The sequence below is a fragment of the Sphingopyxis sp. SE2 genome (assembly GCF_032227185.1).
GTDB lineage: Bacteria > Pseudomonadota > Alphaproteobacteria > Sphingomonadales > Sphingomonadaceae > Sphingopyxis.
Genome location: NZ_JAPMXW010000001.1, coordinates 3,090,767 through 3,112,545, shown reverse-complemented (window position 1 = coordinate 3,112,545; position 21,779 = coordinate 3,090,767). Strand labels below are relative to the sequence as shown.

General features: G+C 64.8%; 16 protein-coding genes. 11 read left to right on the top strand and 5 right to left on the bottom strand.

Features of this window, described 5'->3' with window-relative positions; genetic code table 11:
- Nucleotide 1 precedes the first annotated feature (1 nt).
- The 9 genes from OVY29_RS14825 to OVY29_RS14785 all read left to right on the top strand — a co-directional run bounded on the left by OVY29_RS14825 (nucleotide 2) and on the right by OVY29_RS14785 (nucleotide 12,144).
- Complete coding sequence (locus OVY29_RS14825; protein ID WP_313911635.1) at nucleotides 2–3,244, top strand: CusA/CzcA family heavy metal efflux RND transporter; 3,243 nt, start codon at nucleotides 2–4, stop codon at nucleotides 3,242–3,244.
- A gap of 9 nt (nucleotides 3,245–3,253) precedes the next feature.
- On the top strand, nucleotides 3,254–3,598 hold the full coding sequence (locus OVY29_RS14820; RefSeq protein WP_053555679.1) for a DUF190 domain-containing protein: 345 nt from the start codon (nucleotides 3,254–3,256) through the stop codon (nucleotides 3,596–3,598).
- 81 nt (nucleotides 3,599–3,679) lie between these two features.
- Nucleotides 3,680–4,150 (top strand): SRPBCC family protein, encoded by a 471-nt coding sequence (locus tag OVY29_RS14815; RefSeq protein ID WP_053555678.1) that lies wholly within the window; start codon nucleotides 3,680–3,682, stop codon nucleotides 4,148–4,150.
- Nucleotides 4,151–4,340: 190 nt separating this feature from the next.
- Nucleotides 4,341–6,881, top strand: a complete 2,541-nt coding sequence (locus OVY29_RS14810; protein WP_313911634.1) for a heavy metal translocating P-type ATPase — start codon at nucleotides 4,341–4,343, stop codon at nucleotides 6,879–6,881.
- A 44-nt stretch (nucleotides 6,882–6,925) separates the two neighbouring features.
- The gene (locus OVY29_RS14805; RefSeq protein ID WP_053555676.1) at nucleotides 6,926–10,105 is read left to right on the top strand and encodes an efflux RND transporter permease subunit; all 3,180 of its coding nucleotides are present in this window, start codon (nucleotides 6,926–6,928) and stop codon (nucleotides 10,103–10,105) included.
- Between the two features lie 13 nt (nucleotides 10,106–10,118).
- The gene (locus OVY29_RS14800) at nucleotides 10,119–10,604 is read left to right on the top strand and encodes an SRPBCC family protein (protein WP_053555675.1); all 486 of its coding nucleotides are present in this window, start codon (nucleotides 10,119–10,121) and stop codon (nucleotides 10,602–10,604) included.
- Between the two features lie 11 nt (nucleotides 10,605–10,615).
- A complete protein-coding gene (locus OVY29_RS14795) occupies nucleotides 10,616–11,035 on the top strand; it encodes a disulfide bond formation protein B (protein ID WP_137890200.1) in 420 nt (139 codons plus the stop codon).
- Nucleotides 11,032–11,676 carry a DsbA family protein gene (locus tag OVY29_RS14790; RefSeq protein ID WP_053555674.1) on the top strand — a complete coding sequence of 215 codons (645 nt, stop codon included), beginning with the start codon at nucleotides 11,032–11,034 and terminating at the stop codon, nucleotides 11,674–11,676. The genes OVY29_RS14795 and OVY29_RS14790 overlap by 4 nt, the downstream gene beginning before the upstream one ends.
- Before the next feature lie 162 nt (nucleotides 11,677–11,838).
- Nucleotides 11,839–12,144: a hypothetical protein gene (locus OVY29_RS14785; RefSeq protein ID WP_137890099.1), complete on the top strand. Its 306-nt coding sequence runs from the start codon at nucleotides 11,839–11,841 to the stop codon at nucleotides 12,142–12,144.
- 255 nt (nucleotides 12,145–12,399) lie between these two features.
- Here OVY29_RS14785 and OVY29_RS14780 read toward each other — a convergent pair whose 3' ends face one another.
- The 4 genes from OVY29_RS14780 to OVY29_RS14765 form a co-directional block, all read right to left on the bottom strand.
- Entirely contained in the window at nucleotides 12,400–13,890 is a 1,491-nt protein-coding gene (locus OVY29_RS14780; protein WP_313911633.1) for a VCBS repeat-containing protein, read from the bottom strand.
- Between the two features lie 27 nt (nucleotides 13,891–13,917).
- Nucleotides 13,918–16,392 carry a TonB-dependent receptor plug domain-containing protein gene (locus tag OVY29_RS14775; protein ID WP_294048577.1) on the bottom strand — a complete coding sequence of 825 codons (2,475 nt, stop codon included), beginning with the start codon at nucleotides 16,390–16,392 and terminating at the stop codon, nucleotides 13,918–13,920.
- Between the two features lie 74 nt (nucleotides 16,393–16,466).
- Nucleotides 16,467–17,672, bottom strand: a complete 1,206-nt coding sequence (metC, locus tag OVY29_RS14770; protein ID WP_310256014.1) for a cystathionine beta-lyase — start codon at nucleotides 17,670–17,672, stop codon at nucleotides 16,467–16,469.
- Nucleotides 17,673–17,686: 14 nt separating this feature from the next.
- Nucleotides 17,687–18,376, bottom strand: a complete 690-nt coding sequence (locus OVY29_RS14765; protein ID WP_053555670.1) for an RNA polymerase sigma factor — start codon at nucleotides 18,374–18,376, stop codon at nucleotides 17,687–17,689.
- A 314-nt stretch (nucleotides 18,377–18,690) separates the two neighbouring features.
- Here OVY29_RS14765 and OVY29_RS14760 point away from each other — a divergent pair, with 314 nt between their 5' ends.
- Together OVY29_RS14760 and OVY29_RS14755 are read left to right on the top strand one after the other, a co-directional pair.
- Nucleotides 18,691–20,016 carry a dicarboxylate/amino acid:cation symporter gene (locus OVY29_RS14760; protein ID WP_082660530.1) on the top strand — a complete coding sequence of 442 codons (1,326 nt, stop codon included), beginning with the start codon at nucleotides 18,691–18,693 and terminating at the stop codon, nucleotides 20,014–20,016.
- 12 nt (nucleotides 20,017–20,028) lie between these two features.
- On the top strand, nucleotides 20,029–20,508 hold the full coding sequence (locus OVY29_RS14755) for an Lrp/AsnC family transcriptional regulator (protein WP_037512420.1): 480 nt from the start codon (nucleotides 20,029–20,031) through the stop codon (nucleotides 20,506–20,508).
- 22 nt (nucleotides 20,509–20,530) lie between these two features.
- On the opposite strand, the gene OVY29_RS14750 is transcribed toward OVY29_RS14755, so the two are convergent.
- The gene (locus tag OVY29_RS14750) at nucleotides 20,531–21,778 is read right to left on the bottom strand and encodes an amidohydrolase family protein (protein ID WP_313911631.1); all 1,248 of its coding nucleotides are present in this window, start codon (nucleotides 21,776–21,778) and stop codon (nucleotides 20,531–20,533) included.
- Between the last annotated feature and the right edge of the window lies 1 nt (nucleotide 21,779).

Below are 21,779 nucleotides of genomic sequence, written 5' to 3'. Positions count from 1 at the left end.
CGTGATCGCGAAACTGATGGCGCTATCCGTCCGCGCGCGCTGGGCGGTACTTTTCCTCTTCCTCGTGATAGCGGGGCTCGGCGTGTGGCAGCTTACCAAGCTGCCGATCGACGCGGTTCCCGACATCACCAACAAGCAGGTGCAAATCAACACGATCGACCCGCGTCTCTCGCCTGTCGAAATCGAGAAGCTCGTCACCTATCCGATCGAGATTTCGCTGGCCGGCATACCTGGGCTTGAGACGACACGCTCGATCTCGCGCAACGGCTTCAGCCAGGTGACGGCAATCTTCACCGATGAAACCGACCTCTATTTCGCCCGCCAGCAGGTGGGCGAACGGCTTCTCCAGGCGGGCGAAAATCTTCCCGATGGAGCGCAGCCGCAGATCGGTCCCGTGACAACGGGTCTCGGCGAGGTCGTCATGTACACCGTTGGCTATAAAAATCCCGACGGGAAGGGCGCCAAGAAGGTTGCGGGCCAACCAGGCTGGCAACCCGACGGCAGTTATCTGACCCCCGAGGGCGATATCCTCACCGACGAAGTTGCCAAATCGGGCTACCTTCGCACGGTACAGGACTGGATCGTCAGCCCGCAGCTCAAGTCGGTCGGTGGCGTCGCCGGCGTCGACTCGATCGGCGGCTATGCCAAGACTTTCGTCGTCGAACCCGATCCGACCCGCCTCACCAGCTACGGCATTTCCTATAGCGAACTGGGCGAAGCCCTTGAACGCGCCAACCTCGCGGTCGGTGCCAACTACTACAACCGGGCCGGCGAGGCCTATCTCGTGCGCGTCGATGCGCGCGTGCGCTCGGTCGACGAAATCCGCAACGCCGTCGTCGCGGCGCGTGGCGGGGTTCCGGTCACCGTCGGACAGCTTGCCAATGTGAAGATCGGCGGCGACCTTCGCACCGGTGCGGGCAGCATGAACGGCAAGGAGGCGGTCATCGGCACCGTGCTCATGCTGATAGGGCAGAACAGCCGCACTGTTGCGGAGGATGTCTCGGCGAAGATCGCGCAGGTGTCGAAGACCCTGCCGCCGGGCGTCGAAGTGAAGGTGGTGCTAGACCGCGCCAAGCTCGTGAACGCGACGGTCGGCACGGTTGAAAAGAACCTCACCGAAGGCGCGCTGCTCGTGGCGGCGGCGCTCTTCTTCCTGCTCGGCAACTGGCGCGCCGCGATCATCGCGGTGCTCGTCATCCCCTTTTCCTTCCTGATGATGGCGATGGGCATGAATGCGTTCCGGGTGCCCGGTAACCTGATGAGCCTCGGCGCGCTTGACTTCGGTCTGATCGTCGACGGTGCGGTGATCATCATCGAGAACTGCCTCGCCAGATTGGCGCACCGGCAGGAACATGAAGGGAGATTGCTCAATCTGCGCGAACGTCTCGAGGAGACGATGCGCGCCAGCCAGGAGATGATTAAACCGACCGTCTTCGGGCAGGCGATCATTCTGCTCGCCTTCGCGCCGCTGCTGATGTTCACGGGCGTCGAGGGCAAGACCTTCTCGCCGATGGCCATCACCATCATGCTCGCGCTCGTTGCGGCCTTCATTCTCGCGATCACGCTGGTCCCGGCGCTTGTTGCGCTGATGATCCGCGGCAAGGTTGCCGAGAAGGAAGTCTGGGCGATCCGCAAGTCGAAGGAACGCTATCTGCCGTTGCTCGACAAGGCGATCGCGAAGCCGTGGGCGTTCATCGCGGGCGGCTTCGCCTTCTTCCTGCTCGCGATCCCCGCCTTCGGGCTGCTCGGCTCGGAATTCATTCCGCAGCTCGACGAGAAGAATATGGCGCTCGCCTCGACGCGCGTGCCGTCGGTCAGCCTTGAACAGTCGCTTGCGATGCAGCTCAACGTCGAGACGGCCATCTCGAAACTGCCCGAGGTCGAGCTGATGTTCTCGAAGACGGGCACAGCCGAGGTCGCCACTGACCCGATGCCACCGAACATTTCCGATGGCTTTGTTATCCTGAAGCCGCAGGACGAATGGCCCGCGGGGGTGAATTCGAAGGCCGATGTCGTCGAGCGCATCGAGAAAGCCGCTGGCGGCCAGCTCGGACAGCTTTACGAGGTCAGCCAGCCGATCGAGCTTCGCTTCAACGAACTGATCGCGGGTGTCCGCGGCGACGTCGCCATCAAGCTCTACGGCGACGACCTCGACAAGATGTCGCTCGCCGCCAACGAGATGGTGCGTGTGCTGCAGGGCATCCCGGGTGCGGGCAGCGTCAAGGCCGACCAGGTTGGCGGCGCTCCCATGCTGGACGTGCAGCTCGATCGCAATGCGATCGCGCGCTACGGCCTGTCGGTCCAGGAAGTCGCAGACACGGTGTCGGCGGCGCTCGGCGGGCGCGAATCGGGTCTCCTTTACGAAGGCGATCGCGGGTTCGACATCACCGTACGTGTCCCCGAAGCGACCCGCGTCAATCTCGACGACATCCGCGCGCTGCCCGTTCTCCTTCCCTCGGAAGGCGGCACCCGCGGGCAGGTGCCGCTGGCGCAGGTCGCGCAGATCCGGCTGACCGAAGGGCTCAACCAGATCAGTCGCGAAAATGGCAAGCGGCGCGTCGTCGTGCAGGTCAACCTCGAAGGCCGCGATGCAGGCTCCTTCGTGGCCGAGGCGCAGGCGAAGATCGCCAATGTGAAGCTTCCGGCGGGCTATTACCTCGAATGGGGCGGCCAGTTCGAAAGCCTCCAGGCTGCGTCGAAGCGGCTCTCGATCGTGGTGCCGCTCTGCTTCGCGGGCATTTTCATTCTGCTCTACATGGCGCTCGGCACCTTCGGGCGCGCGACCGCCGTGTTCCTTGCGGTGCCGCTCGGCCTCGCGGGCGGGGTGTTCACTCTCGCGCTGACGGGCATCAACTTCTCGGTATCGGCGGCGGTGGGCTTCATCTGCCTTGCCGGCGTTGCGGTTCTCAACGGTCTCGTCGTCATGACGGCGATCCGCGAGCGGCTCGAGAATGATGTACCGCTAGTGGAGGCGATCCGCGAGGGCATGACCGAGAAGATGCGCGCGGTGATCATGACTGGTTTCGTGCCCGCGATCGGCTTCGTGCCGATGGCGATCGCGACCGGAACCGGCGCCGAAGTGCAGAAGCCGCTCGCGACCACCGTCATCGGCGGCCTCATCGCGGCGACTATCCTGACGCTTCTCGTCCTGCCCGCGATCGCCAAGGTCGTACTCGGGTCGAACTGGCAGCCCGGTTTCATGAAACGCAAATCCGAACCGGCCGGCACGCCGGTCACTGAATAGGAGAGGATCATGCAAAAAGCGTCCAAGCTCTTGCGCGTCTATACCGACGAGTCTGCCTTCTTCGGCGATCAACGTGTCTTCGAGTTCATTGCCGAACTCGCCCGCCAGCAAAAGCTGGCGGGGGTGACCGTCCTCGAAGCGGTCCTCGGTTTCGGACGCTCGGCGCATCTCCATCGCAAGCATGCGCTGGAGAATGACCGGGCGGTCGTGATCGAGATCATCGACGAGGAGCAGCGGCTCCGCGACTTTGCGGCGCAGCTGACCGAAATACCGGACGTCGGGCTAATCACGCTCGAAGCGGTCGACATCCTCGGCGGGAAATCCGCCGCGGAGCCTCCCGATGTCCAGAGCTGACCGGCAAATTGCCGGTTTCCACCGCGGCGCAGGTCCCCGGCCTGCGTCGCGGACCAGCTTGCCGGAGCGAGGGGGCGGCCGATGTTTTCGGTAGGCTCCTCGCTCCGCCTGCCGGTCCCGATCGGGCGGGTATGGCGGCTGATCGTCGACATCGAGCGGTACGGTGACTGGCATCCGACGCTCCGCTTCACCGATCGCCCCGGTGATGAAGAGCGACTGGACTATGTCTACTCCCCGCGCGGGCCGCGAGGCCCCGAGCTGTCGGCCGAGGGCCGGATCACCGGTCTCGACTGGCTCTCGGGTTTTTCATGGCGGACGGGCCTGCGCGGTCTGCTCGTCATCGAGGAAAGCTACCGGCTCGAAAAGCTCGGTCAGGGTGTCGAGGTGACCCACCGGCTCGACTGCCGCGGGTTCTTCTCCTGGCTCGGCTATCCCTTTCTGCGCCGTGCCTGCTCGGTTTTCCTGCGCCGCTCGAACGCAGCGCTCGAAAAGCATTTCCGCCGCACCACCGTCCAGTCCCGCTACGCGCGGCCGAGCGGACGGCGCGCATGATTTTAGTTTCGAAACCTGGCCGTCGGAGGCCCCTCTCATTCGCCCCCCTCACCACGGGCAGGGATCTCCGGCGGTAAGGGAGGTGCGGGAGCCGGGTCGCATCCCGCAGAGGCTCCCGCACCTCATCCTGCCGTGCGTTTAACATGCGCCCCGATCGCAATGCCGATCGCCAAGAGAAAAGGATGGCATCATGAGTGACCAGTTGCGGCTCGATATTCCGCTTCTCCTTCCCGAGGTCGCCGATACCGCCGACCGCTGCGTCGCGCGCCTCACGAGCGAACTCGAAGGACGTGACGGCGTCGACAAGGTCCATGTTGTTCGCTCAAGCGACGGTTCGCCGCCGCAGCTCTGCATTCACTATCGGCCGGACATACTCCCGCTCGAACGGGTGCGCCAGCTGGCGCGCAGCGCCGGCGCCGTACTCACCGGTCGATATCAGCATCTCTTCTGGAACGATCTCGAAGGTGTCGGCCACGCCCGGCGTGCGCGGACGATCGGGCTGCGCCTTCGCGAAATTCCCGGCGTGATCGAGGCCGAAGTCGGCGCGGCGGGGACGTTGCGCGCCGAGTTCGAGCGCTCGGAAACCTCCATCGAGACGATCAGAAAGATACTTTTGGATATGGGCGTTACCCGGAAATCGGCCGCCGTCGCCGCGGCTGTCCCGGCCCAAGAAGGCCACATCCATGGTGACGATGGCCATGATCACGGCCCCGATCATGCCCATGGGCCGGACCATAAACATGGCCACAAGGGATCGGATGATCATGATCATGGTCATGATCATGGCGGAATATTCGGTGAGCGCACCGAGCTGATCTTTGCGCTCCTCTGCGGCCTCGTCCTCGGCATCGGCTTCGCCATCGAGAAATCGGGCGTCGCTCCCGAATGGGTCAGCTTCGGCTTCTATCTCGCGGCCTATGGCTTCGGCTGCTGGTTCACCGTCCGCGAAGCGATCGAAAATCTGAGGCTCAAGCGCTTCGAGATCGACACGCTCATGCTCGTTGCCGCAGCGGGCGCGGCGGCGCTAGGGGCATGGGCCGAAGGCGCGCTGCTGCTCTTCCTCTTCAGCCTTGGTCACGCCCTCGAACATTATGCCATGGGACGAGCCAAGCGCGCTATCGAGGCGCTCGCCGAACTCGCGCCGCAGACCGCGATCGTAAAGAGCGCCGACGGCAGCACGCGCGAAGTGTCGGTCGAACTGCTGCAGATCGGCGACACCGTCGTCGTCAAGCCCAACGAGCGGCTCCCGGCCGACGGATTCGTGACAGTGGGCCGCACCGCGGTCAATCAGGCGCCCGTCACCGGCGAAAGCGTGCCCGTCGACAAGGAACCGGTGGCGGACCGGGTGCTGGCCGCCGCCAAGCCCGATGGGCTCGATGCGAAATATCGTGTCTTTGCGGGCACCATCAACGGCTATGGCGCGATCGAGATCGCGGTCACGCGGCTTGCCGCCGACACCACGCTCGCCAAGGTCGTCAAGATGGTGAGCGAGGCGGAAACGCAGAAGTCGCCGACCCAGCGCTTCACCGACAAGTTCGAGCGCATTTTCGTGCCGAGCGTGCTCGCCCTCGTGTTCGTCCTGCTCTTCGCCTGGGTCGTCGTCGATGAGCCTTTCCGCGACAGCTTCTACCGCGCAATGGCGGTCCTCGTCGCGGCAAGCCCATGCGCGCTCGCGATCGCGACGCCGAGCGCTGTGCTTTCGGGCGTCGCGCGCGCCGCGCGCGGCGGGGTGCTCGTGAAAGGCGGCGGGCCTCTCGAGAATCTGGGATCGCTGACCGCGCTCGCCTTCGACAAGACGGGTACATTGACCGAGGGCAAGCCGCGCATCACCGATGTCGTGCCCGCTACCGGCGTGCCCAAGGAAGAGTTGCTTCGCATCGCCGTCGCGGTCGAGCGGCTCAGCGACCATCCGCTTGCCGCCGCGATCGCGCGCGATGGCGAGGCCATGCTGACCTCGGCGCGCGTGCCGGTGGCGGACGACCTCAACAGCCTCACGGGGCGCGGCGTTACCGCGAAGGTCGAAGGCGAGACTGTCCAGATCGGAAAGGTGGAGATGTTCGGGACCGACGGCATCGCGCCGATCGGCGACGAAGTGGCGACGGCGATTGCCGGCCTTCGCGAACAGGGCCGCACGACGATGATGGTCCGTATGGGCGACCGCGATCTGGGCGCGATCGGTCTGATGGACACGCCGCGCGAAGCGGCGCGCACGGCGATCGCTAGGCTCCGCGAGCTCGGGATCAGACGTATGATCATGATCTCGGGCGATCACCAGAAGGTCGCCGAGTCGATCGCCGCCGAAGTCGGGATCGACGAGGCCTGGGGCGACCTGATGCCCGATCAGAAGGTCGACGCCATTCGCGATCTCAAGGCCGAGCAGCCGGTGGCCATGGTGGGCGACGGGGTCAATGACGCGCCCGCGATGGCGAGCGCAACCGTCGGCATCGCCATGGGCGCCGCTGGGTCGGACGTCGCCCTCGAAACCGCCGATGTCGCGCTCATGGCCGACGATCTTGCCCATCTGCCCTTCGCCATCGGGCTCAGCCGGCAGACGCGGCGGATCATCCGCCAGAATCTCGTAGTGAGCCTCGGCGTCGTGGTCGTGCTCGTGCCGGCAACCATCCTCGGGCTGGGCATCGGCCCCGCGGTGGCCGCGCATGAGGGCTCGACACTGGTCGTGGTCGCCAACGCGCTACGGCTCCTCGCCTATCGCGACCGCAGCGCGGCCTGAGAGGCCAACGCGGCGGCGAGGCGAGACCGGAAAGGGGAGAGCGGATGAACTTCAAGAATATCTCGGCCTGGTCCATCCGGAACCCGATCCCGCCGCTCGTCATGTTCTTCGGCCTGACGGTCGCGGGGATCGTCTCCTTCCTCATGATGGGGGTCCAAAGCGATCCCGACATCGATTTTCCGGGCGCGATCGTCATCATCGCGCAGCCGGGCGCCGCACCCACCGAACTCGAAACGCAGGTCACCCAGCGCGTCGAAGCGGCGGTGCGCACGATCGAGGGGATCGACGAGCTCAACTCGACCGTCACCGAGGGCCAGTCGCAGACCTTCGTCCAGTTCGCGATCGGGACGCCGATCGACCGGGCGGTCACCGATATCCGCGACAAGATCACCCAGATAAGGAGCAACCTGCCGAACGGCATCCTCGAACCGCAGGTCATCCGCCTGTCGACCTCGGGCAATACGCTGGCTTATTGGTCGGCTTCGGCCACCGACATGACGCTCGAGGAATTGAGCTGGTATGTCGATAATGTCGTCGCCAAGCGGCTGATTGCCGTCCCCGGCATGGGCGACGCCTATCGACGGGGCGGCGTCAGCCGCGAAATCCGCGTCATCCTCAACCCCGAACGCATGCGCGCTTACGGCCTGACTGCCGCCGCGGTGAACACCCAGCTCGTCCAGCTCAACGTCAACGCCGCGGGCGGCCGGATGGAGGTCGCTGGATCGGAACAGGCGGTGCGCATCCTCGGCAATGCCAGTAGCGCGAACGCGCTCGGCGAAACCCTGATCTCGGTCGGCACCAACCGCACCGTGCGCCTCGCGGACATCGCCGAGGTCAAGGACCTCTACGCCGAGCAGCGCTCGGTCTCGAAGCAGGACGGACGGCAGGTGCTGACCTTCGGGTTCGAGCGCGCGAAGGGCGCCTCCGACGTCACCGTCTATGACGCGGCGGTCGAGGAGTTGCGCAAGCTCGAGAAGGAAAACCCCAAGATCAAGTTCACCGAGCTGTTCAGCGATATCGAATATACCAAGGGCCAATATCATTCGGCGATCAACGCGATGGTCGAGGGCGCGATCCTCGCGGTCATCGTCGTCTTCCTGTTCCTGCGCGACTGGCGCGCGACCCTTATCTCGGCGCTCGCAATCCCGCTCTCGGCGGTCCCGACCTTCCTCTTCATGGACCTGATGGGCTTCTCGCTCAACATGATGACCCTGCTCGCGCTCAGCCTTGTCGCCGGCGTCCTCGTCGACGACGCGATCGTCGAGATCGAGAATATCGTCCGCCACATGCGGATGGGCAAATCCGCTTACCAGGCCTCGATCGACGCCGCCGACGAGATTGGCCTGGCCGTGCTCGCGACCACCATGACGATCGTCGCGGTCTTCCTGCCCGTCGGGCTGATGCCGGGGGTCGCCGGACAATATTTCAAGAATTTCGGGCTGACCGTCGTCGCGGCGGTGCTGATGAGCCTCGCGGTCGCGCGCATGATCACGCCGATGCTCGCCGCTTATTTTCTCTCCGCGCAGGGTCCGCAGAAGCATGGCGAAGGCCCGCTGATCGACACCTATATGCGCGTGCTGCGCTGGAGCCTCGATGCCAGGGCCGCCGATGCGGCCCGCGCCCGAGGCGATCGCTGGAAATGGCTCGCCTACATCAAGGATCACCGGCTCTGGGTCGTCGGTATCGGGGTACTCGCGCTCTTCGCGACCATCTTCAGCTTCTCGCTGCTCCCGATGACCTTCCAGCCGTCGATCGATTCCGACACGAGCCGCGTCGCAATCCAGCTCGCTCCGGGTGCAACGCTCGAACAAACCGAGGCAGTGGCCGACGAGGTGACCGATCTCATGAAGCGCGACCCGCTCGTCGAATCCGCCTTGTCGCGGATCGATGTCGGCACGGCGACGGTCTATCTGAAATTGCGCAAGGACCGCGAACTCACCTCGACCGAGTTCGAAAAGGACCGCGCGCCGCGGCTGGCTGCGGTTCCCGATGCGCGCATCAACTTCCAGTCGCAGCATGGCGGCGGTGGCGGCAGCAGCCGCGACATCTCGATCACACTCGGCAGCGACGACCCGAAGAAGCTTGAAGATGTCGGCAACCGGCTGCTTGCCGAAATGGCCAAGGTGAAGGAAATCCGCTCGCCGCGCGTCGAGGGCAATCTTCAGCGCCCCGAGATCGTCATTCGCCCGCGCTTTGCGCTCGCCGCGCAGCTCGGGGTGACGACACAGGCCCTCAGCCAGTCGATCCGCGTCGCGACGCTTGGTGAGATTGACCAGAACAGCGCGAAATTCTCGCTATCCGATCGGCAAATCCCGGTTCGCGTCGCGCTCGCGGAAACCGCGCGCGAGCGGCTCGATACGCTCCGCAATATGCCGGTCCCGACCCGCAACGGCGGAACGGTGCCGCTCTCGGTCGTCGCTGAGATCGGCTTTGGCGCCGGCCCGACCCAGATCAATCGCACCAATCAGGTGCGCCAGCTCACCATCGGGGCCGACCTCGCCCCGGGTCTGGTGACGGGTCAGGCGATGGAAAAAGTCGAGGCGCTGCCCGCGCTCAAGCAGCTTCCCGCCGGCGTCACGCGGCTCGTGCTCGGCAGCGCCAAATGGCAGGCCGAGATGCTGCGTAACTTCGCAATCGCGGTGGTGTCGGGCATCTTCCTCGTGCTCGCCGTTCTGATCCTGCTCTATCGCAAGATCATCCCGCCCTTCGTCAACATGGGTTCGCTGCTGCTCGCCCCGCTCGGCGGTGCGATCGCGTTGCTCTTGACCGGCTATCCGCTGTCGCTCCCCGTCTTCATCGGGGTGCTGATGCTGCTCGGTATCGTCGGCAAGAACAGCATTCTGCTCGTCGATTTTGCGATCGAGGAAATGGCGTCCGGCGTGCCGCGCGACGAGGCGATCGTCGACGCGGGGCACAAGCGCGCGCAGCCGATCCTGATGACCACGGTCGCGATGGTCGCGGGCATGATCCCGACCGCGCTGTCGCTCACCGGCGACGGTGCATGGCGCGCGCCGATGGCGGTCACGGTGATCGGCGGTCTCATCCTTTCGACGATGCTGACGCTGCTGATCGTACCGGCGTCCTTCAGCCTTGCGGCGGGCTTCGAGCGCCGGATGGCCCCGCGCCTGCGCCGCTGGTTCACGACCGGCGGCGCGCACGCCGACCCATCGCCTGCGGGCGTCACCGACATCGGCGCGGGGCAAAGCCCGGCGGCCGATCGATAGAGGAGTGAAGTTGATGGAGTTCGAGCGGGAGCATGACCTCCCCTATAGTCCGGAACAGATATGGGCGGTCCTCGGCGATTTCGAGAACCACCGGATCTGGAATCCCTATGTCCGGATCGAGCGGCTTGCCGAGGACCCGATCGCGATCCGCTATTCGATGCGAATGGATCCCAACAAGCCCAAGTTTCTCGAAGTCTCCGCGACGGTCCTTTCCGCGCGCTCCGGCGAGGAACTGATTCTCGACGTAAAGCCGAGCTTCATCCTCCAGTTCGAGGAGAGCTATATCCTGACCCGGACGCCGGAAGGGACCAAATTCCTCCATCGCTATCGCTGCCGCGGACCTTTTGCCTGGCTCCGGCTTCCCGGCATCCAGACGAGCTTTCAAAGGATGCTCGCATCGATCGACGGCATCCTGCTCAGCTACCTCAAGTCCAAGTACAGCAAGCCGCAATCGCCGCCGCGGCGGCCCAAGTCGAAGTTCAAAGGTGGTCGGCGATGACGAGCTTTCCGATGCTCGCGCCGCACAAATGGCGTCCGCTCGGCGCGGCCTGGGCAATTGCCCTCCTGTCGAGCCTAGCTGTCCTCTTCGTCGGTGAGGTCATGGGCCAGGCGCCGTGCGATCTCTGCTGGTTCCAGCGCGCTTTCATGTTTCCGCTCGCGATCATTCTCGGCATCGCGGCGTTCATGTCGGACCGCGCCGTCGTTCCTTATGGGCTGGCGCTGGCTTTCGGCGGCGGTCTCGTCGCTTTCTATCACAGCCTGCTCTACGTCGGCGTCATTCCGGCCCAGATCGTCCCCTGTACCGGCGGCCCGTCATGCTCGGGAGAGAGCATGGCAATCGGAGGCGTGCCGCTGCCCCTCCTGTCGCTGGCCGCGTTTGCGCTCATCCTTATCCTCTTGCTCAACTTCCAAAGGAGACTGAAATCATGAACAGACGTATCGGTGTCGTTGCCACGCTTGTCCTCTCGGCACTCGCCTTCACCGGCGGCGCGATGCTCTACAGCGGAACCGCCGAGGGCGAACCCACGAAGAAGGTCGTGGCGGGGCCGGTCGACAGCCTCATTCGTCCGCACTCTCCAATCATCGGTCCAAAGAATGCGCCGGTGACCATCGTCGAATTCTTCGACCCCTCGTGCGAGGCCTGCCGCGCCTTCTATCCGACGGTGAAGGGCATCGTCGCCAAATATCCCAAGGATGTGCGTCTCGTGATGCGCTACCTGCCGCTCCATCCCGGCTCGGCCGAGGCGATCGTGATCCTCGAAGCCGCGCGCGTGCAGGGCAAGCTCCAGCCCGTAACGGCGGCGCTGCTCGAGGCGCAGCCCGACTGGCACGACGGCAAGATGGACGGTGCCTGGGCCGCGGCCGAGAAGGCCGGCCTCAATGTCGCGAAGGCGCGCGCGATGCCGACCACCGATGCAATGGCCTGGATGGAGCAGGACATTGCCGACGCGCGTGCGGTCGGCGTCAAGGGCACCCCGACCTTCTTCGTCAATGGCGAGATGCTCGTCCAGCCGAGCCCCGAACAGGTCGAGGCCAAGGTTCAGGCCGCGGTCGCGGCGATGGGGCAATGAGCCGGAGCGGGGTGTCCCTTGACGGGGTAGCGAGCCGCTCCAGCATCTCGTCCTGCCGCAGCACTGGCCCGAGTGATCCACCGGCTCGTGTTCGGGTGCGATATTCACAGTGCGTTCAATGACGAAGGGGGAGTTTGCAGGTTCGTAAAAGGAGAGACAGACATGCGAAAATTTGTGCAGTTCGCGGCGGCGCTGCTCGCATTTGCGATCCCGGGCACCGCAATGGCTCAACATCATGGTGATCGTGGCGGCTGGAGTGGCAGCCATGATGCTCCGCGCGGACATGACCGCGATTACCGGCCCATTCGGCACAGCGCCCCCACTTATGGCCACGACCGGGGCTATCGTTCCTACGATCCCTATTATCGCGGCAACGCTCATCGGTTCGAGCGGCGCGATCAATACGAACGGCGCTACCAGAAGAGGCGACAGCATCATCATCACCGGGGCCGTCACTGGCGAGGCTAGGCGCGGCGAATGCCGTCTCCGCGTCAGGTAGAGCGACCTCTCTGATCGACAACAACCTTGCCTTGGTGCGCAAAGCCAGGGAGGGCATCGTCGGCGACGATAGCAGAGCCGCTTCAAAGGCCGGCGTAAGGCTGCGCCAACAAGCAGGCCGTGCTGACCTTCGAGCCGTTTGCCAGCGCAGGGCCGTTCATACGCGGTCACAGTTTCATGGATATCATTCGGGTAACCGGATTGGAGCCGCATCGCCCGCCGGGGCTACCGCTCACGGATCACGAGTTCGGTCCCGGCATAGCGCTCCGGGCGAACATGCTCGATCCGCTGCGTCCGGCGGCTCGCCCTGTTCATGAAGGTGACTTCGACGGTCACCGGCGTCATGGAGGCGAGGCCGAAGTGGACCGGCTGGGTGCCTTGCGAATTATAGCCTTCGCCGGTCGAGACCAGACGCGTCGCGACGATCTGGCCGGCGGCGTCGTAGAGCCGGACTTCGGCGCCCATGCGAGTGAAACGCCCCGCCTTGTCGAGGACGCGCACCGAAAGGCCGCGCCGCGCCGCCTGCTTGCCCGGATCGTTATGGAAGAGGAAATGGCCGCCGGTCGCGGTATATCCGCGCGTCACCGAAAGATCGAGCGCGCCGTCGCGGTCATAGTCGATCCACTGGACGCCATGATCGGCGACGTCGAGCTCGGAGCCGGCCGGTAGGACGTTCTCGAAGCCCTTGCCACCGAGGTTGCGGTAGAGGCGGTTCGCTGGCTGCTGCGCGCCCGATTTGCCGGTGTAGGCGGCAACGAAGAGGTCGAGCCAGCCATCGTTGTCGAAATCACCCCAAGCGGCGCCGACGGCATGATTATCCTCGGCGAGACCGAGCTGCGGCGCGACATTCTCGAAGCGGCCTCCGCCCTTGTTGCGGTAGAGGATATTGACGCCGTAGCTCGCGACGAACAGGTCGAGTTCGCCGTCATTGTCATAATCGCCGATGGCGCAGCCGACGCTGCCATCTTCGGCCGGACGGCCGGGGCGGTCCATGCCGAGCGCGGGAGCGACGTCGACGAAGCGACCGCCGTCGTTGCGCCACAGTGCGTCGGTTGCGCCCGACTGGTTGGCGAGGAAGAGATCGAGATCGCCATCGCGGTCGTAATCGAACCAGCAGGCACCTACGGTCGGCCGCGCGTCGTCGCCTGCCTGTTCGGCGTCGACGCGCACGAAACGGCCCGCATCCTGGCGAAACAGCGCATTGGGGCCAGCGCGGTCGGCAGTGAAAAGGTCCAGGTCGCCGTCATTGTCGTAATCGACCCAGCTCGATTGCCGCGCCGAGCGTCCGGGAACGACGGGTGTGAGGTCCTGGCGGATGAAACGGCGGCCGCTCTCATTGCGGAACAGAAGGTTGGCTTCGGTCGCCTTGGTGGCGCCGGCATAGAGATCGAACCAACCATCGCCGTCATAGTCGCCCCATGACAGCCCGCGCATCTCGGCGCCGGAGACGGGCAGGCCCATCGCGGCACCGATGCTGGTGAAAGTTCCGCGATCATTGCGGTAGAGGCGAATTTCGCCGGTCTTGATCGACACGGCGAGGTCAAGATCGCCATCACGGTCGAAATCTGCCCAGCTGTTGGAGAGCGAGCCGGGAATGGCGAAATCGGCGGTCTGGACGGGAGCGAAAGCGGGGCCGGCCGTCCCGGCCGTCCCGCCGCCGGCAATGCCGATCGACAGGACGGCCCAGGACAGGTTCCGCATCAGTTCATCGCGCATGATGCGGACTCCTGAGGATGGTGGGGATCAGAAATCGAGTGCGATCCGGCCATAATAGTAACCGCCATATTGGCCGAACGGCCCGGCGCCATAAGGCGCGAGCCCGATGGTGTTGGCGACGGTCGTGCGGTCGGGATAGACGTCGAAAATATTATAGGCACCCGCTGCGACCCGTAACTTCTCGGTCACGCCATAGGAGACCTCGAGATCGGTGATCCACTTGGCGCCGAAGCTCTGGTCGTTGACGGGAAGGCCCCCGACGAGATTATCGAGCGACTTGAATTTGTCGTAGCGCGTTTCCTTGACGTTAATCGTGAAGGGACCGGATTCGAAGTTGGCGCCGAGGATCAGCTTGGTCTTGGGAGTCGAGGTGAACCATCCCTGCGTGCGCCGGTCGAACAGGGTCAGGCCGAGGCCCGCGAGTTCGCTCGGGTTGGCTGCGATCTTCCTGATGTCGGTGTCATTATAGTTGAAGCCGACGCTCGTGCGCAGGCGTCCGGCACTGCCGACGTCGAACGCATAGGTGCCCACGACATCGACGCCGCGCGTGCGCGTGTCGACGGCGTTGGTGAAGAAGCGCACCGACTGGTCACCCGAGAAGCCGTTCGCGATCAGGATGTTCCGGATCCCCGTGCCCGACAACAGGCCGGTGAGGGTGATGCGGTCATCAAGATCGATCTGATAGGCATCGACCGAGAGCGAGAGACCCGACGCCGGCGTCAGCGTGAAGCCGAGGCTGTAGTTCTTCGACTTCTCCGGCTTGAGTGGCTGCGCGCCGAGCGCCTGCGCGACCGCCGAGTTGGTCTTCACGATCTTGGTGAGCACCGGGATATAGACGCCGCCGACAAGATTGATCGACGTCGAGGTCTGCGCGAAGTCCTGCTGCGCCAGCGAGGGGGCGCGGAAGCCGTTGCTGAACGCACCTCGCAGTGCGAGCCAGTCGGTCAGCTCATAGCGTGCGCTCACCTTGCCGCTGAAGACGCTGCCCGAGCTGTCGTCGAAATGCTCGAAGCGGCCCGCCGCTGTGACCAGAAAACGCGGGCTGACGTCGAGCGCGAGATCGACATAACCCGCCCAGATGTTGCGATTGATGTTCGCGGCATCCTCGGGGGTGACGACGATCGCGCCCTGCGCGCCGACCTGTGCCGGGCGCCCGGCGAGTGGGCCGGTCGGATAGAAATAGCCCCCGGCCCGGTAGCTGTCGACGTCGAGCGGCTTGGTGACGTAATTCTCGTAACGATATTCAGCGCCGAGCGAGACCTGGAGTGCCGTCTCGCCGCCGAACTCGATACGACGCGTCAGGTCGAGATTGTTCGTCCACTGGTCGAACGCCGAGCTGAAGGTCTTGAACTCGGTCGGGCTCGACGGACCGAGCGACGCGTTGAGCGTATTTTCGGCGCCATTCTTGGCATAGTTGCGGCCATAGGTGCTGCTGAGATCGATGTTCCAGTCCGCAGTCTCGCCGCGAAGGCCGCCGGTGAACTGGAAGTCGGTTTCCTGCAGCGTGTAGTAAGGCGTGAAGCCGTCGGGATAGATCTGGATGATGTTCTGGTTGCTGTTCGGGCGGCGGCCGGCCTGGCCGACGCGCGCGTCGCGATAGCCGAAGGTGCCATCCGAATAGAAGGTGACGTTGCCGAGCGGCAGGATGAGCGTTTGCGCGACCTTGACGTCCTTCACGTCGGGGAGGCCGCCTTGATAGGTGCGGCGATTGGCGGTGAGTTCGCGCGGATCGGGTACACCGCCGGCGAGCGGGAAATAAAGCGCCCCGGTTACGTCGGTGTTGCGCACGGCGGCATTGGCCTTCTTGCCTTCGACCGACAGTGTGAACGAACCGCCGTCGCCGAGCGCGAAGCCGTGCGAGACGCTGCCTGAGATGGTTTCGCCATCGCTGCCGCTGCCGTCGCGACCATAGCGCTGGCCGGCTTCGAGGGTCGCCTTGCCGCCCGAGTCATTGGTCTTCAGGATGACGTTGATCACACCCGCGATCGCATCCGAGCCATATTGTGCCGAGGCACCGTCGCGCAGCACTTCGATACGCTCGATTGCGCTCGACGGAATGAGGTCGAGATCGACCGGGTTGCCGCCCTGCGACGTCGCGCCCGAGTTGAAGTCGATGATCGAGCTGTTGTGACGGCGCTTGCCGTTGACCAGCACGAGGACATGGACGCCCGAAAGGCCGCGAAGGCCCGCGGGGCGCGTCAGGCTGTTGAACGACGAGCTGCCCACGGTCGTCGACTGGAAGGACGGCACGAGCTGCGTCAGCGCGTCGCGCAGCTGCATGCCGCCGCCGAGCTTTTCAAGCTCTTCGCCGCCGATCACGTCGATCGGGGTCGGGCTCGAAATGACGGTGCGAGCCTGGCCGCGGGTGCCGGTGACGATGATTTCGGACTGGGAGGCCGTTTCACCGGCGTCGTCGACCGGGGCATCCTGCGCGAAAGCAGGCATGGAGATGGCGGCGGCGACGCAGGACGCCCCCGCCAGAAGTCTCGTATATTTTTGCATGGTCTTGCTCCTGAATACGGAAAATCGTTCCCCCGGTGAACCTGCGATTTTTTGTTTTCCGCTTGTTTCGGCGCTTATCCTGCGGCCCTCAACTTGCGCGGTGGCGCTGCGGTGTCCTGCGAAAGGGTGTCGAGCCCTTGCCGCAAATCCGCGATGAGGTCATCCACCCTTTCGAGCCCGATGTGCAATCTTAGCAAGGGGCCGGGATAGCTGAGCTTGTGGGTCCGGGCCTTGAGCTGCGGGTCGACGGGAATGGCGAGGCTCTCATAGCCGCCCCAGCTGAAACCGAGACCGAAAAGCTTGAGCTGCTCGACCATCGCGGCGACAGCCGTTTCGGGCGCGGGCTGGAGTACCGCGCCGATCAGGCCGCAGATGCCCGTGAAATCGCGCTTCCAGATCGCATGACCCGGATCGCTCGGCAGCGCGGGGCACATCACCGAATGGACTTCGGGCTGCGCCTCGAGCCATTTGGCGACCTGAAGCGCGGCGGCGCCATGTTGTGCGAGACGGGTATGGAGTGTCCGCAGACCGCGGATCGCCATATAGGCGTCGTCGGGCGATACCGCCCAGCCGGTCTCGTAGCTCGACGCCGCGAGCAGTTCGGCGGCGTGGCCCTTCGTCGCGGCGAGCCCCATGAACACGTCCGAATGGCCGCAGACATATTTGGTGAGCGACTGGATGCTCACGTCGACGCCGTGATCGAGCGGCTTGAAGAGGACGCCGGCCGACCAGGTATTGTCGATCACGGTCATGATCCCGGCTTCCTTCGCCATTGCGGCGATCGCCGGGATGTCCTGCATTTCGAAGCTCAGCGAACCGGGGGATTCGAGAAAGATCACACGGGTCTTCGGCGTTATCATCGCGCGGATGGCTTCGGCATCGTCGGCGGGATCGAAGTAGCGCGCGGTGACGCCGTAGCGCGCGAGCGTGCCGGCAAGGAAACGCCGGGTCGGATTATAGACGGTGTCGCAGGCGAGAACTTCGTCGCCGGCGGAGAGCAGCGCGAGCAGCGTGCCGGTGATCGCGGTGAGGCCCGAGGGATAGATGAAGGCTTCATCGGCATTCTCGAGATCGCGCAGGGCATCGCGCAGCGTGCGCTGGGTCGAGAGGCCGACGCGGCCGTAGGTGACCTTGCCGCCGTCGTAGAGCGCCTCACAGCTGGGCAGAAGAACGGTCGAGCCGCGCTGGATCGGCGGACCGGGGGTCCGCTGGAGCGCGTCGCACGGGGTATCGCCGTGGATGAGCCGCGTCTGCTCGTGAACCATACTGCAAAGCGTCATCTATATTTTCTTTCTCAGATGGAATTGGAGAGGAGTTTCTGCCGCTGCGGCGACACGCCGTTGCGATGTGCCGCGACGAGATCGCTGCGGCGGACGACCGAGAGCGCCTTGGCGGCCTTGGTCACATGTTTTTCGATGGCGCTCGTCGAGATGTTGTAGCGGTTCGCGAGGCTCTTCAGGCTCGACCCCTCGACACGGATCGCGACGAGGATTTCCTGCGTCCGCTCGGGAAGCTGGCTGAGCATGGTCTCGACAGCGCGGACCTCATCCTTGGCAAGCAGGATGCGCAGCGGCGACATCTCGTCGACCGGATGGTCAGGTTCGTCGAGCTGGCAATGGCAGTCGCTGCGGCGCGTCGTCTGGCGGCGATGGCGATCGATGAGCGCGGCCTGCGCGGCCTGGAAGAGATAACATTTGGGATGGGCGACCGCGGCGGCGTCGGCGCGGCGAATGATGCTGAGGAGAACGTCCTGGAGAATGTCGTCGAGGTCGGCGACCGGGACGCGGCGGCGGAGATATTTCCTGAGTAGCGGGAGGTGCGGCCAGAAAGCTTCGACAAGATCGGGCGCGGCGTTGTCGGACGGCAAAGCGGGAGTGGCCGGCGGCTTTTCCGGAGGTGGAGCGATAAGTTCGAACGTCTGCCAGCCATCGCCGGCCGTGACGTTTTCAGTCTCATACTCGGCCCCATAGGCACTGAATGTCATCGTGCGTCCCCTTGTGGCGACATTTTATGACATGAGTGCTAGGGTGAATTCATCACCGACTTTGGCAGGAATTTGGCGAATGTTGGGATGTTTGAACTGATAGTTCGGTATTTGGTCGATCAAATGATCGAAATCCTACATGAACAACGTCGGTCCGGTCGAATCATCTGTCCCGGATTCGCCTCGGAACTGCAACATTTGGCGAGGGGCCGCAAAACTTCCTCGCGGAATCGCGCTTTGGGCGATGGGGTGTTCGGTTCGTAGCGCGTCAAAGCCAAGGGGCCTCCCGTATCGGAGGCAGGAGGAGTGATCGCATGGCGAGAACCTGGCTTATTTTGTCGGCGCTGGTCGCTGGACTGGCGCTGGGCGTGGGATGGACGCGGCTCGGGCTCGCCGGTCTCATCGATGCGGTAACGATTGCGGACAGCATCGGCGGTATCTGGCTCGACGGACTCAGAATGACGATCATCCCGCTCGTCGTCTCGCTCCTGATCACCGGGATCGCAAAGACGGTCGATAGCGCGCGCGGCGATCGCGTCGCGATGCGCTCGGTCGTCACGTTCATTGCGCTGCTATGGATTTCGACCGCGATGGCGGCGCTGCTCATTCCCGCGCTGCTCGGTATCTTCCCGATGCCGGCCGACGCCGCGCGCTCGCTCACGGGGAGCCTTACGACATCGGCCCATGTCGAGGCGCCAACGGTCGGGATTGCCGCCTTCCTCCGCTCGATCGTACCGACCAATCCGTTTGCCGCGGCCGCGAACGACGCGCTTCTTCCGCTCATCCTCTTCACCGCGGTCTTTGCGGTCGCGCTGGCGCGGCTGCCCGCGGTGCAGCGCGAGCCGGTGACCGCCTTCTTCGACACGATCGCTAGCGCGGTGCTGCTCATCGTCGGCTGGGTGCTCGCGCTCGCGCCGATCGGCGTGCTCGCGCTGGCCTTCGGGGTTGGCGCGCGCGCCGGCACCTCGGCGATCGGCGCGCTCGCCCATTATGTCGTGATCGTGTCGAGCGCCGGGCTTGCCGCCTGGGCGCTCGCCTATCCGGTCGCGGTATTCGGTGGCCGCGTGCGGCTTCTCGCCTTCGCGAAGGCGGTCGCACCCGCGCAGGCGGTCGCGCTCAGCACCCAGTCGTCGCTCGCCTCCTTGCCGCCGATGCTGAAGGCATCGACCGATCTCGGGGTCGACCGCTCGGTGTCGCGCGTATCGCTGCCGGTCGCGGTCGCGATCTTCCGCGTTACGAGCCCGGCGATGAACCTCGCGGTCGCCATCTATGTCGCGCACTGGCTTGGCATATCGCTCGCGCCGTCCACGATCGCGGCGGGCGCCGCGGTGGCAGCGATCACGACGATCGGGTCGGTGAGTCTGCCTGGACAAGTGAGCTTTCTGACCTCGATCGCGCCAATCTGCGTCGCGATGGGTATTCCGATCGAGCCGCTCGCCCTGCTGATTGCGGTCGAGATGATCCCCGATCTCGTGCGGACGGTTGGCAATGTGACCATGGATGTCGCTGCGACGACGGCGATCGCACGGATGGGGCCGGCGTCGGATGCCGTCAGTGATGGCGCCGATGGATATGGAGGCGGCGAGGATGACGCCTCGCCGCGACCCGCGCCTTCTTTCGTTAGCGCGCAAGACGTTTGAAGGAGGAAAACCATGACCCGCGTTTCACTCGACGATGCCGACGTCCGGATTCTGGGATTTCTTCAGGAGGATGCGACGCTCTCGGTCGCGGCCGTCGCCGCCAAGGCCAATATGTCGCAGAATGCTTGCTGGCGGCGGATCAAGCGGCTCGAGGAAAGCGGGGTGATCTCGCGGCGCGTCACGATCCTCGACGCCAGTGCGCTCGGTCTCGACCTTACGGTCTTCGTGAGCCTGCGCGCTTCCGAGCATAGCGAAGCCTGGCTCGAGATGCTCAATTCGGCAATCCGCGATATTCCGGAGGTCGTCGAATTCTACCGCATGACCGGCGACGTCGACTATCTGCTCAAGCTCAGGGTCGAGAACATGGCCGCCTATGACGCGGTCTATCGGCGCATCATCCGTTCGATCCGGCTCACCGATGTAAGCTCGGCCTTCTCGATGGAAGAAATCAAGTTCACCACCGCGCTGCCGCTCACGGCGCGCCCGTCCTGACCTTCAGTACGGGCGCGGCGCGTTAGCGCGCGTAGCGCTTGCCGAGTTCGGTCGCGCGCGACGTCAGCGGCTGTTCCTTGCCCGCGATGAAGATCGCGGTCGGCTGGGTGAGCGGCTCGAGCGGATCGCCGTCCCAGATCACGATGTCGGCTGCCTTGCCGGGTGCGATCGAACCCATCTGGTCGGCGACGCCGAAGATGCGGGCGGGTGCGAGCGTGAGCGCCTCGATGCCTGCGGCATAGGGCAGCCCGCGCGATACGGCGAGGCCGGCATTATAGCGCATCTCGCGGACGCGGTGGCCGGCGTCGTTGCCGCCGATCGCAATCTCGACCCCCGCTGCCTTCAGGATCGACGCGTTCTGGAGCGAGGCACCGAGCATGTCGAAGTTCGCGGGGATGTTCGAGGTCGGATTGATGAGCACGGGGACCTTCGCCGCCGCGATTTCGTCGGCGACGCGCCAGGCTTCCTCGGCGCCGGACAGGATGATCTTGAGCTTGTAGTCGCGCGCCAGCTTCAGCACCTGCTGGATGTCGGCGGCGCGGTGGACGACGACGATCAGCGGCATCGTGCCAGCGAGCACGGGCTTCAGCGCCGCGACATCGGCCTGCGAGAGCTCGAACGGATATTCGTCGCGCGGCGCCTGACGCGCGAGATCGAAAATCTGGCGAAGCTGCACGAATTCGGCAGCGCGCGAGCCGCCGATGCGCGCGGCGCCATCCTCGCCAAGCTCGAGCATCATGCCGACCCCGGGTCGATGGAGGATAGCCGCGCCCTCGCCGAGCGAGATCAGCGCCGCCTTGCCCGCGAAGGGCAGTTCGCGTTCCTTGTCGCTGTCGTCATAGTCGGGCATCACGACCGCATGGGTGACGCCGCCGAGCCGCGCGATAGGTATGAGCGTCGACGCCGGGTTAAGCCCGTACTGGACGTCGAACGAGGCGCTGATCCCCGAATTATGCGTCTTGTTGTCGACCGAACCGTCGACCGAGCTGACCTCGAGGAGGCCGAGCGCGGTGTTCACCGCGATGAGCCCCGGAGTGACCGTCGCGCCCTTGGCGTCGATCGTGCGCACGCCTGACGGGACGGCGACATTTGCGCCGGCGGCAGCGATGCGCCCATCGCGCACGAGGATCGTGCCATTCTGGACCTCGCCGACGGGGCCGGGCGTCAGAAGATGCGCGTTGGTGATCGCGAAGGTCTGCGCTGCGACCGGTGAGGCGGTCGCAGCGAGGGCCAGGGCGATGCCTGTGAAAACTGGGAGCCGTCGTTGCATC

Bases quoted from the DNA above. Each gene is read 5' to 3' on its own strand.
- OVY29_RS14820 (WP_053555679.1), top strand. From the start codon at position 3,254: ATGCAAAAAGCGTCCAAGCTCTTGCGCGTCTATACCGACGAGTCTGCC.
- OVY29_RS14815 (WP_053555678.1), top strand. From the start codon at position 3,680: ATGTTTTCGGTAGGCTCCTCGCTCCGCCTGCCGGTCCCGATCGGGCGG.
- OVY29_RS14810 (WP_313911634.1), top strand. From the start codon at position 4,341: ATGAGTGACCAGTTGCGGCTCGATATTCCGCTTCTCCTTCCCGAGGTC.
- OVY29_RS14805 (WP_053555676.1), top strand. From the start codon at position 6,926: ATGAACTTCAAGAATATCTCGGCCTGGTCCATCCGGAACCCGATCCCG.
- OVY29_RS14800 (WP_053555675.1), top strand. From the start codon at position 10,119: ATGGAGTTCGAGCGGGAGCATGACCTCCCCTATAGTCCGGAACAGATA.
- OVY29_RS14795 (WP_137890200.1), top strand. From the start codon at position 10,616: ATGCTCGCGCCGCACAAATGGCGTCCGCTCGGCGCGGCCTGGGCAATT.
- OVY29_RS14790 (WP_053555674.1), top strand. From the start codon at position 11,032: ATGAACAGACGTATCGGTGTCGTTGCCACGCTTGTCCTCTCGGCACTC.
- OVY29_RS14785 (WP_137890099.1), top strand. From the start codon at position 11,839: ATGCGAAAATTTGTGCAGTTCGCGGCGGCGCTGCTCGCATTTGCGATC.
- OVY29_RS14780 (WP_313911633.1), bottom strand. From the start codon at position 13,890: ATGCGCGATGAACTGATGCGGAACCTGTCCTGGGCCGTCCTGTCGATC.
- OVY29_RS14775 (WP_294048577.1), bottom strand. From the start codon at position 16,392: ATGCAAAAATATACGAGACTTCTGGCGGGGGCGTCCTGCGTCGCCGCC.
- metC (WP_310256014.1), bottom strand. From the start codon at position 17,672: ATGACGCTTTGCAGTATGGTTCACGAGCAGACGCGGCTCATCCACGGC.
- OVY29_RS14765 (WP_053555670.1), bottom strand. From the start codon at position 18,376: ATGACATTCAGTGCCTATGGGGCCGAGTATGAGACTGAAAACGTCACG.
- OVY29_RS14760 (WP_082660530.1), top strand. From the start codon at position 18,691: ATGGCGAGAACCTGGCTTATTTTGTCGGCGCTGGTCGCTGGACTGGCG.
- OVY29_RS14755 (WP_037512420.1), top strand. From the start codon at position 20,029: ATGACCCGCGTTTCACTCGACGATGCCGACGTCCGGATTCTGGGATTT.
- OVY29_RS14750 (WP_313911631.1), bottom strand. From the start codon at position 21,778: ATGCAACGACGGCTCCCAGTTTTCACAGGCATCGCCCTGGCCCTCGCT.